Origin of the sequence: Streptomyces sp. NPDC048639 (assembly GCF_043199075.1) — a bacterium.
Lineage (GTDB): Bacteria > Actinomycetota > Actinomycetes > Streptomycetales > Streptomycetaceae > Streptomyces.
The window spans coordinates 69,309-78,795 of record NZ_JBICVP010000013.1; the positions used below are offsets into that span (position 1 = coordinate 69,309).

The window sequence follows — 9,487 nt, forward strand, 5'->3', positions numbered from 1 at the left end:
CCGCTTGACGTAACGGGTCGCGATGGCACGGGAGTTCTTGAGTCGGTTGACGGTCCGTGAGCGAGGACGGTGCGGCTGGGGCCTGTCCGGCGGATCTTGCCGGACAGGCCCCTGGTCCCGTGGAGGGCTCAGCGCTTGAGCATGAAGGTGAAGTTGCCGGAGAGCTTGCCGCTCAGCCGGACTGCCGAAACGAGTTTCCCCTCCGTGATCAGTCTCTCGACCTCGGCCCGCGAAAGACCGCAACCCTCAGCGATCAGTCGCACCGGCCGGACAGGGATCCGCGCCGCAAAACGGACCGAGACGTCGATCACCTCGCGGTCCAGGTGATCCGATCCGCCGGTGTCGAGGCGCCAGGCGTTGTCCCAGTCGAGGGCGATGCGATTGCGGCGCTGCACGACCGGATCCTGGAGCAACTCAGCTGTCAGGCCAGGGTCGTTGTCATGCAGCCGGTCCAGCAGCTCAGGTCGTACGGAGCGCACCTTCATCCGCTCCAGGACCGTGAGCTTTGAGGTTTCCCCGCAAGCGGTGCAGAGCGCGAGGAGCCAGGCGTCGATGAGCTTGTGGTTTGCGTTGACGCGAAACTTACCGCTTGCCCGGAAGCGCTCGGACGTGCACGCATGGCAACGGCGGAGAACGAGCGGCGGGCAGGTGGGCATGACCACCCAGTTTTCGAGCACAGAAGTACACCGGTTTCAGTGAGAAGTCCGCAGCAAGAAGGAGCGCGGCGCACATGCGCGACGCGCGACGATTCAGCGCTCGGGAGGTCTCACAGGGTGTACAACGGCACGTCCTTGACCAGACGACTTGGTTCGGCAGCACGGTAATGGCGCACAGCGGCGCTGTTCCACCGGTTTTCGAGCGCCTCACGCCAGCTTCCATCCGGCGGAGCATGGACGAAGCCCGAGCCGGAGCGCGGTGCCGGTGGCGGTGCCGTGGAAGGCGTGGGCCCTCTTGACGTACCTCTTGGCCACGGCCGGAAATTCTTGAGCCTGTTGATCGTCCGCTCGATCTCGCTCCTGCGCTTGGAGATCGTCTTGTCCAAGCCGGCGGGCCGGCCGCCCTTGCTGCCCCGGCGCCTGCGGTTGGCCCGCTGGCCCTTCGGATGCTGCGAACGCGGCACACCCCGCACCAGTTCGCCATCCGCGGCGGGCTCGACGCCGATCGTCTCCAGCAGGAAGTGCCGCGCCGGCATCACCCTGTCCCACCGGTGCGCTGTCCGGCGGCCCATACGCCCAAGTCCTCGCCGTGCACGATCCCTCGCCGCGTCCAGAAACGACTCGGCTACCTCAGCCCCTTCGAGTTCGAGGAGAAGCACTACGCCAACCCGGCATAGGCCGAGTCAGTGAACCTGAAACCCTGTCAACCCGTCCTGACCAGGTGTTTCATCGACTACCGCACGGAGGGGGAACCTCAACCCAGTCGGGTCGGCGCAACCTGGTGAAGGACACTGGCTCGGGAATCACTCCGGACGAGGGAGCCTGGTCATGGCCCATGTCGACGTACTCGTGGTGGGCGCGGGCCCGGTGGGCCTCACGGCGGCGGCCGAGCTGCGGCGGCACGGCGTGGACTGCCGCATCGTCGACCGGCTGGCCGTCCCGGAACCCTTTGCCAAGGCCACCGGCGTCCTGCCCCGCACGCTGGAGGTGTGGGACGCCATGGGCCTGGTCCGCGAGGCGCTGGACCACGCGGTGCCGCACCGGGGCCAGCTGGTCTTCATCGACGGCAAGCCTCGCCCCCGCGTCGAGCTGACTCTGCCGCCCGAGATCCCCTACCCCTTCGCCACGCTGCCCCAGTGCACGACCGAGCGGCTGCTCGCCGAGCATCTTGCGCGCTTCGGCACGGAGGTGGAGCGGCCGACCGAGCTCCGCTCGGTGGAGATGCGCCCGGACGAGGTCGAGGCCGTCCTCGCGCACGCCGACGGCCGGATCGAGCGCCTGCACGCCCGCTACGTCGTGGGCTGCGACGGCGCGCACAGCCTGGTCCGCAAGGCGGCCGGGCTGACCTTCGAGGGCGACGCCTTCCCCGAGCAGTACATGATCGGCGACGTCGAGGTCGACTGGGAACTGCCCGCCGGCTACAGCATGCGCGCCGTGAACCTGGACGTGAACGGTGAGATGGACGACATGCTCGTCTGCATTCCGATGCCGGGCGTTCGGCGGTACTGGCTGTCGATGCTGCGCCCCTGCGCCCAAGCCGGGGGCGAAAACCCCTCGAGCGCGCCTGACGGGATCGGCCTCGGCCTGGGGGATGGCCAGGCACCGGACCTCGGCCAGATCCAGGCCGTGCTCAACCGGCTGTCCCCGGAGGTGACGACCGCCTCCACGCTGCGCTGGTCGTCCACCTTCCGGACCAGCTACCGCCTGGTGGACCGCTACCGGAACGGCCGCCTCTTCGTCGCCGGGGACGCCGCGCACATCCACCCGCCGATCGGCGGGCAGGGTCTGAACACCGGCGTGCAGGACGCCTACAACCTCGCCTGGAAGCTGGCCCTGGCCGTCCGCGGTCTGGCCACGGACGACCTGCTCGAGAGCTATCACGCCGAACGTCACCCGGTCGCACAGGAGGTGGTCGACCGCACCGTCCGCCATGCCCGCACCGTCCGCCATCCCGGCTCCGGCCTCATCAGCAACGGGGACGACGCCGAGATGATTCTGCGGCGCCAGGCCCAGCTGCTGGTCGCCTACCCGGACAGCCCGTTGACCCAGCAGCAGCAGGCGGCGGACGGCACACCCGCGGCCGGTCCCGCCCCCGGCGACCGGGCACCGGACTGCCGCGGCCTGCTGAGCGACCTCGCCACCTACCCGCGGCGGCTGTTCGACCTGCTGCGCACCCCGCGGCACGTGCTGCTGCTGTTCGCGGGCGCGGAGCACGCCTCGGGCGACGGCGCCGTCCGGCTCGAGGCCTGCGCCGCCGAGGCGCATCGCGCCGCCCACGGCCTGCTCGACGCCTATCTGGTCACCGCCGCAGAGGTACCGGAGAACGCCCGCCCCGTCGGCCTGCGCCCGCCGCGGGTGCGCGACGCGGCGGGCGAGTTCCGCGACGCCTATGCGCCGCATGACGGCGAGGCCTTCCTGATCCGCCCGGACGGCTACCTCTCCGGACGCTTCCACCCGGCCGTACCGGAACGCCTGACGGCGCATCTGCGCCGAACCTTCGTCTGACTCCCGCTGCCGCGGGCGGAGCGGCACGAGAACTTGCGGGTCTGGGGCTACCTGACAGGCCATGCTCGAACATGGCCTGTCACTGCTGGTCAGGGGCCGCCGACGAGGCCGCAAAGGTGGCTGCGGAAGCGAACCCACACCAACATCGTCGTTCTCACCGTGGCAGAAATCCGAAGGCTCCTGGACATTCCCCGCCCCCCCGCCCCGCCCTCACGGCCATCCACGAGACCACGTACTGAACTGGTCCCACTGGCGCAGAGGCCACCGGGCAACAGCCCGCCGATACCGCGACCGGAGACGAACCAGCTCAGGACACAAAGGCTCACTGGAGTACTAGGAGCTGATCCCGGAGGCCCCGTTGTCACCGGCCTTCTGGACGACCTGCTTCTGCGCGAAGCCCTGCAGCATCGCGGAGAGGTCGACTCCCGTGGTGGAGCTGAGCAGTTCCATGCCCTGGGCGACGTTGTCGGCGACGGCGCGCGGAAGCTTTCCCGCTCCGTCGGTGGAGATGACGGTCATCTTGTCCACGGCGGCCAGCGGTTCGGCGGCCTTGCCGACGACCTGGGGCAGGACCTCGACGAGCATCTGGAGCACGGCCGCGTCGCCGTACTGCGCGAAGGCGTCGGCCTTCTTCCGCATGGCCTCGGCCTCCGCCGATCCCCTCGCGGCGATCGCGGCGCCCTCGGCTTCGCCCTCGATGCGTGTCGCGTCGGCGAGCGCCGCACGGTGGGACTTCTCGCCCTCACCGGTGAGCCGGGCGCGCTGAGCGGTGGCCTCGGCCTCCTTGACCTGCGCGATGCGGCGGGCCTCGGCCTCCTGCTCGGCACGGTAGCGGTCGGCATCGGCCGGCTTGCGCACCTTGGTGTCGAGCTCCCGGTCGGTCAGTGCGGCCTGCCGCTCGGCGACCTTCTCCTGCTGGCTCAGGATCTCCTGCTGCCGGTCGGCTTCGGCGAGCGGCCCTGCGGCTGCGGCCTTCGCCGCGGCCTCGTCCGTCTCGGCGCGGATCTCCGCCTGCTTGAGCGCGAACGTCCGCTGAGCTATGGCGATTTCCTCCTCGGCCTTCAGCCGGGCCTGCTCCGAAGCGCGCCGGGCCACGGCCTCGGCGATGTCCGCCTCCTGCTTGGCCCGGGCGGCCTCGGGACGGCCGAGGTCCTCCAGGTACGACCCCTCGGTGGCGATGTCCTGGATCTGGAAGGCGTCGAGCACCAGGCCCTGTCCCGACAGGCTCGCCTCGGCCTCCTCCGCGACCTGCCCGGCGAAGGCGGCGCGGTCGCGGATGATGTCCTCCACCGACATGCGGCCCACGATCGAGCGCAGAGCGCCGGAGAGCACTTCCTGCGTGAAGCCGACGATGCCGTCCTGCTGCATCAGGAACCGCTGCGCCGCGGCACGTATGGAATCCTCCGTCCCGCCGACCTTCACGATGGCCACGCCCTCGAGGTTCGCCTTGACGCCGCGCAGGGTGACCGCACCCCGTACGGCCACGGGGATGTGCCTGCTGGACAGGTCGAGGGCGAACCGCTGCTGAACGAACGGCACGACGAAGACCCCGCCGCCGACCACGACTTTCTGGCCGCTGTTGTCGGTGGAGACCCGGCCCGTCTCGGGGTCGGTCGACTTCTTGCCCCTCCGGCCGGTGACGATGAATGCCTGGCTGGGCCCGGCGACCTTGTATCGGGTGACAACGGCGAGGGCGAGCAGCACGACGAGTACGACGATGCCCACCAGTGCAGCGAGAACTGGGCTCATGGCGAATTCCTTCGGGTGCAGAAACGGTCGGTCGATAGGCCGCAGGGCGGTGGGGGCAGGAGGTCAGGGCTCGACGGGGCGCACCACGACAGAGGTCGGCGACGGCATGGACTCGACCCACACCGCGGCACCTCGGGCCACCGGGACGGAGCTTCGCGCCGCGAACTTGGAGGGCTGGCCGCCGAGATGCACCAGCACCTCGCCGTAACCGTCGACCGGGATCCCGGTAACCACAGTCCCCGGACCACCCACCAGGTCGTCCGCACGGGGCACGACCGCGGTCCGCTCCTTCATGAGGCTCCGGCTGACCTTCCAGGTCGCCCACCCCGCGCCCGTACCGGCCGCCGCTCCGACGCCGGCCGCCGCCACCGCCCCGAGACCGGTGGTCCCCAGGGTGATCGCGCCCGCGAAACCGAGCATCGACAAGAATCCGGCGATCACCGGCAGCGACAACAGTCCGTCGAGTGCGCCCAGTCCGTCGAAGAGGCCCTCCAGCACGCCATCGAGAATGAGCGCGAGCACGAGGAGCACGAGTCCGGCAACACCGAACCCAAGAAACCAGGTCACCCGAACTCACCTCCCGTAGGGCTGATCTGCGAAGCCGCTTCGATGCTTCCACAGAAGGCGAGTCCGGATCATTGCCAGGTTCCGGCAATGTTGACGCTTCCTTGATGCCGCCTTCGCACGAGAGGCGGAGACGCTTCGACGCTCGGGGGCGGAACGCCACACCGCACGCGATGCCGCGGCGCCCTCGGGCGCCGCGGCATCGACGTTTTCGCTCGCACCCACGGCCCTAGCCGCGCAGGATCCGTCCCTTCTTGTCGGTGCGGTCGCTCTTGGCGAAGTACATGATCGCGTCGATGAGGGCCCAGATCATGCCGCCGCCCGCCGTGAGCAGCATGGCGATCCCGGTCCAGATGTGTCCGGTGTAGAACCGGCCCACGCCCAGGAAGCCCAGCAGCAGCTGCAGTACACCGGCCACCCACTTCGACTTGGGGGAGTAGGGCAGGCCGTTGGGCGCGAGTCGCTGCCGGTGGCCGGCGGCCTGCGGCCCGCCCGGGGGGTGGGCCGTACGGTTCTCGTCCTCGTTGCCGGCCGGCTCGGGCTCCGGACGGCCGTACTGTCCCTGCCCCGGAAGCGTGGCGCCGTACGGTCCCGTGTACGCACTCCGATCCTGCTGGGGGAACGACAGGTGCCGGGTTGCCATGTCCGGCTCCGCGGGCATGGGGTGAGGAGTCTCCGGGTGCTGCAGGGGCGGAGCGTAGGGGGAGTCCTGCCGCGGCTCGGCGTAGCCCGTGGAGGCCCGGCCCGACCTGTCCCAGTCGTCCGCGTAAGGCGACTCGCTCGCATACGGGGTCCGGCCCGCGTACGGCGTGTGGCTCGCGGACGACGTCCGATCCGCGTACGGCGACTGATCCGCGTACGGCAACTGAGCTGCGTAGGAGGTCGCCGTCGAACGATCGGCCACCGCCGTCCCGGAGCGAGTGCCGGAGCGTGCGCCCGCCGCCACAGGCTCGGCCTCTGCCGCACCGGCGGCCCCCACCGGAGCGCCCGCGAGCGCCGGTTCGGGCTCCTCTCCGTGCGAGATGTGGGGAAGCCAGCCGAGCCAGCGCGGCACCGTCCAGTTGCGCTCGCCCAGCAGGGTCATGAGCGACGGCAGCAGCACCATGCGTACGACCGTGGCGTCGAGCAGTACGGCGACGGCGAGGCCGACACCGAGCTGCTTGAAGTCCTGCATCGAGAGGGTGGCGAAGACGGCGAACACCGCCACCATGATGATCGCGGCGCTCGTGACGGCACCGGCGGTCGAGCGGATGCCTTCGGCGATCGCGTTCGCGGTGGACTGTCCCCGGTCGCGGGCCTCGCGGATCCGGGAGACCACGAAGACGTGGTAGTCCATCGAGAGGCCGAAGAGGATCACGAGGACGAACAGAGGCATCCAGTGCTCGATCGCGCCGGCGGCCTCCGTGGCGAACAGTTCGTCGCCCCAGCCGTGCTGGAAGACCGCGACCATCACGCCGTACGAGGCCGCGACGGACAGCAGGTTCAGCACGATCGAGGTGAGTGCGATGACGACGGAGCGGAAGCAGAACAGCATGATGAGGAACGTGACGGCCGCGATGAAGGCGAGGACCGGCAGGATGCCGCTCTCCAACTGTTCGTTCGAGTCGACCGATTGAGCGAGTTCACCGGCGACGTAGGCCTGCTTCGCGACCGGTTCGATCGTCTCGGGGACGAGGTCCTCGCGCAGGGTGTCCAGGGCGTGCCGTGATGTCTCGTCCCTGCCGTCGCCTGCCAGTGGCACCTCGATCTCGGCGACGTTCTCCTTCTTGTGCACGGTGATGTCGACGGTTTTGCCGAACTCACCGGACGCGGCGGCCTTGTCGCGGAAGTCCGCGAACGCGGCGCGTACCTTCGGGGAGCTGATGTCGTCGGCTTCGACGACGACCTGAGCGGGGGAGGGACCGCCGGGGAAGGTCTTGGTTATCTCCAGGCTGGCCGAGCCCAGCGGGGAGTCCTTGCCGAGCTGCTGCGGCACGGACAGTTGCTCGGTCTTCATGCCGACCGCCGGTGCGGCCAGGATGAGGAGCAGCGCGGCCGCGGCGAACGTGAACAGCTTCGGTCGTGTGAGGACGGGCTTCACCAGCTTGCCGGCGAGACGGCCGCCGGCCTCCGCCCCACGCTTGCGGCGGCGGCCGATGAGGGGGAGCCGCCCCTTCTCGACCCGGTCGCCCAGCCACGACATCAGGGCGGGCAGAACGGTCACGGAGCCGAGCATGGCGATGAAGACGACGATGATCGTCGCGACGGCGAAGCCGTTGAAGAGCATCATCCCGGAGAGGAACAGACCCGACATGGCCACCATGACGGTCAGGCCCGAGATCAGCACCGCGCGACCAGAGGTGGCGGCGGCGACCCGTAGCGCCGTGTCCGGGTCGCGGCCCAGCGCTCGCTCGTCGCGCTCACGCCGCAGATAGAACAGGCAGTAGTCCACACCGACGGCCAGCCCCATCAGGAACATCACCGAGTACGTCGTCTCGCTCAGCGGCACCACCTTGCTGGCGAGGGACATCAGGCCGAACGCCGCCAAGCACGCCGACAGCGCCAGCGACACCGGCAGCAACGCCGCCACCACCGCGCCGAAGGCGACCAGCAGGATCCCGAGGGCCAGGGGCACCGCGGTGATCTCCGCGGTGAAGAAGTCCTCCGCGAGCAGATCCCCGAAGGCCTTGTCCGAGCTGGCGCTGCCGAACTGATGGAACTCGACGCCGTCATGCCTGGACTCGGCCTTGTCGACCGCGTCCAGAACGGGCTGCACCCGGTCCCCGGCGGTCTCGGCCTCGCCCTTCATCTCAAAGCTGATCAGGGCCGACCGGCCGTCCTCGGAGCGCACCGGGGGCTGAAGGTGCGTGGTCTCCCCGGTTTTGCGCAGGGCGGCGGAGACATCGCGCGCCGCGCTCTTCCAGCCGCCGGGCGAGTCGCTCTTCACCATCACCATCTCGCCGGCCGGCTTCTCCAGACCGGCGTCCTCGAGAATCTTGGTGGCGCGTGCGGAGTCCCCCGCCCCCTCCTCCGAAGGCGTCATCACGTTCAGTCCGGACATGCCGCCGAGCCCGGCGGCGAGGACGACGAAGAGGAGCCAGCCGATGATCGCGGATTTCCGGTGGCGTGAACTCCACACGCCGAGCCGGGCCGCGAGGTTGTGCCTCATGGTGTTTCTCCGGGGTGGTCGAATATGCGAAAACGTCTGGGCTCGACGTTAGAAATCGGCCACCTTCGCTCCCAGCCGCCGGGCCACACCCTCCGGGAAACCGAAGGCGACCTTCGGAGGTGGTGCTGGGTACACCTCTCGCCGTGGGGAGGACATGAAGGTCCGCAGGTCACGGTCACCGGTGGCGTGGTGAAGAACCGTGGGGGATCCGCGCTGCAAGGCAGTGCCGGCCGAGGCCGCCGGCGCTACGGGACGCAGCGGGAAACGGAGTTGACGTCCGGCGAGCCGTCCGGTCTGCTGACGCCATGTCCGGTCTTCGCCTGCAGCGGCCCGAGGACGACGCCACGCTCGAGGACTGGCGCCACGTCCACAACGTGATCATCCCGACCCACGTCCTGTCCCCGGACGAGGTACGGGAGCGCGCCCTGCGCCACCACCTGGAAGTCGCGTATCTCGGTGACGCTCTCATCGGCTGCAGCACGGTGCGCCCGCCGACGGACCACACGCGGACGGCCACCGTGATCGCCCGCGTGCTCACCCCTCACCGCGGGCGGGGATTCGGTGAGGAGCTGTACGCGCGCGGGCTCGACCGGGCGCGGGAACTGGGTGCCGCCGTCATCGAAACCGTCGTCCTGTCCTCCAACGAGGACGGACTGCGGTTCGCGTTGCGGCACGGGTTCGTCGAGACCGAGCGCTATCTGCTGCCCGGCGAGCACGTCCCGTGGATCGATCTGCGGCTCTCCTGACCCGGCCCCGCGCTGGGTGGACGCACACGGCGGCCGTGGGGGCCCCCCCCCCCCGCCCCGGGGGGGCGGGGGCCCCGCCCGGCGGGGGGGGGCGGGGGGGGGCGCCGGGGGGGGGGGGA

6 protein-coding genes and 2 pseudogenes are annotated in these 9,487 nt (G+C 70.0%); 2 read left to right on the plus strand and 6 right to left on the minus strand.

The genetic code is table 11. From position 1 onward, the window contains the following. Positions 1-128: 128 nt before the first annotated feature. Complete coding sequence (locus tag ACGFNH_RS29580; protein WP_393658936.1) at positions 129-677, minus strand: DUF1062 domain-containing protein; 549 nt, start codon at positions 675-677, stop codon at positions 129-131. A 186-nt stretch (positions 678-863) separates the two neighbouring features. Then, a pseudogene (locus ACGFNH_RS29585) lies at positions 864-1,102 on the minus strand (transposase); the annotation flags it as partial. A 382-nt stretch (positions 1,103-1,484) separates the two neighbouring features. On the opposite strand from ACGFNH_RS29585, the gene ACGFNH_RS29590 reads away from it, so the two are divergent. Further along, complete coding sequence (locus tag ACGFNH_RS29590; RefSeq protein WP_393658937.1) at positions 1,485-3,161, plus strand: FAD-dependent monooxygenase; 1,677 nt, start codon at positions 1,485-1,487, stop codon at positions 3,159-3,161. 333 nt (positions 3,162-3,494) lie between these two features. Here ACGFNH_RS29590 and ACGFNH_RS29595 read toward each other — a convergent pair whose 3' ends face one another. The 4 genes and pseudogenes from ACGFNH_RS29595 to ACGFNH_RS29610 all read right to left on the minus strand — a co-directional run. Further along, complete coding sequence (locus ACGFNH_RS29595) at positions 3,495-4,910, minus strand: flotillin family protein (RefSeq protein WP_393658939.1); 1,416 nt, start codon at positions 4,908-4,910, stop codon at positions 3,495-3,497. 63 nt (positions 4,911-4,973) lie between these two features. After that, positions 4,974-5,477: a hypothetical protein gene (locus ACGFNH_RS29600; protein WP_393658941.1), complete on the minus strand. Its 504-nt coding sequence runs from the start codon at positions 5,475-5,477 to the stop codon at positions 4,974-4,976. 226 nt (positions 5,478-5,703) lie between these two features. Next, on the minus strand, positions 5,704-6,135 hold the full coding sequence (locus ACGFNH_RS29605; RefSeq protein WP_393659203.1) for a TM2 domain-containing protein: 432 nt from the start codon (positions 6,133-6,135) through the stop codon (positions 5,704-5,706). A 312-nt stretch (positions 6,136-6,447) separates the two neighbouring features. Then, a pseudogene (locus tag ACGFNH_RS29610) lies at positions 6,448-8,622 on the minus strand (MMPL family transporter); the annotation flags it as partial. A 305-nt stretch (positions 8,623-8,927) separates the two neighbouring features. On the opposite strand from ACGFNH_RS29610, the gene ACGFNH_RS29615 reads away from it, so the two are divergent. Then, positions 8,928-9,368, plus strand: coding sequence for a GNAT family N-acetyltransferase (locus ACGFNH_RS29615; RefSeq protein ID WP_393658943.1), 441 nt, complete (start codon positions 8,928-8,930; stop codon positions 9,366-9,368). Positions 9,369-9,487 lie beyond the last annotated feature (119 nt).

Bases quoted from the DNA above. Each gene is read 5' to 3' on its own strand.
- ACGFNH_RS29595 (WP_393658939.1), bottom strand. From the start codon at position 4,910: ATGAGCCCAGTTCTCGCTGCACTGGTGGGCATCGTCGTACTCGTCGTG.
- ACGFNH_RS29615 (WP_393658943.1), top strand. From the start codon at position 8,928: ATGTCCGGTCTTCGCCTGCAGCGGCCCGAGGACGACGCCACGCTCGAG.
- ACGFNH_RS29590 (WP_393658937.1), top strand. From the start codon at position 1,485: ATGGCCCATGTCGACGTACTCGTGGTGGGCGCGGGCCCGGTGGGCCTC.
- ACGFNH_RS29605 (WP_393659203.1), bottom strand. From the start codon at position 6,135: ATGCCCGCGGAGCCGGACATGGCAACCCGGCACCTGTCGTTCCCCCAG.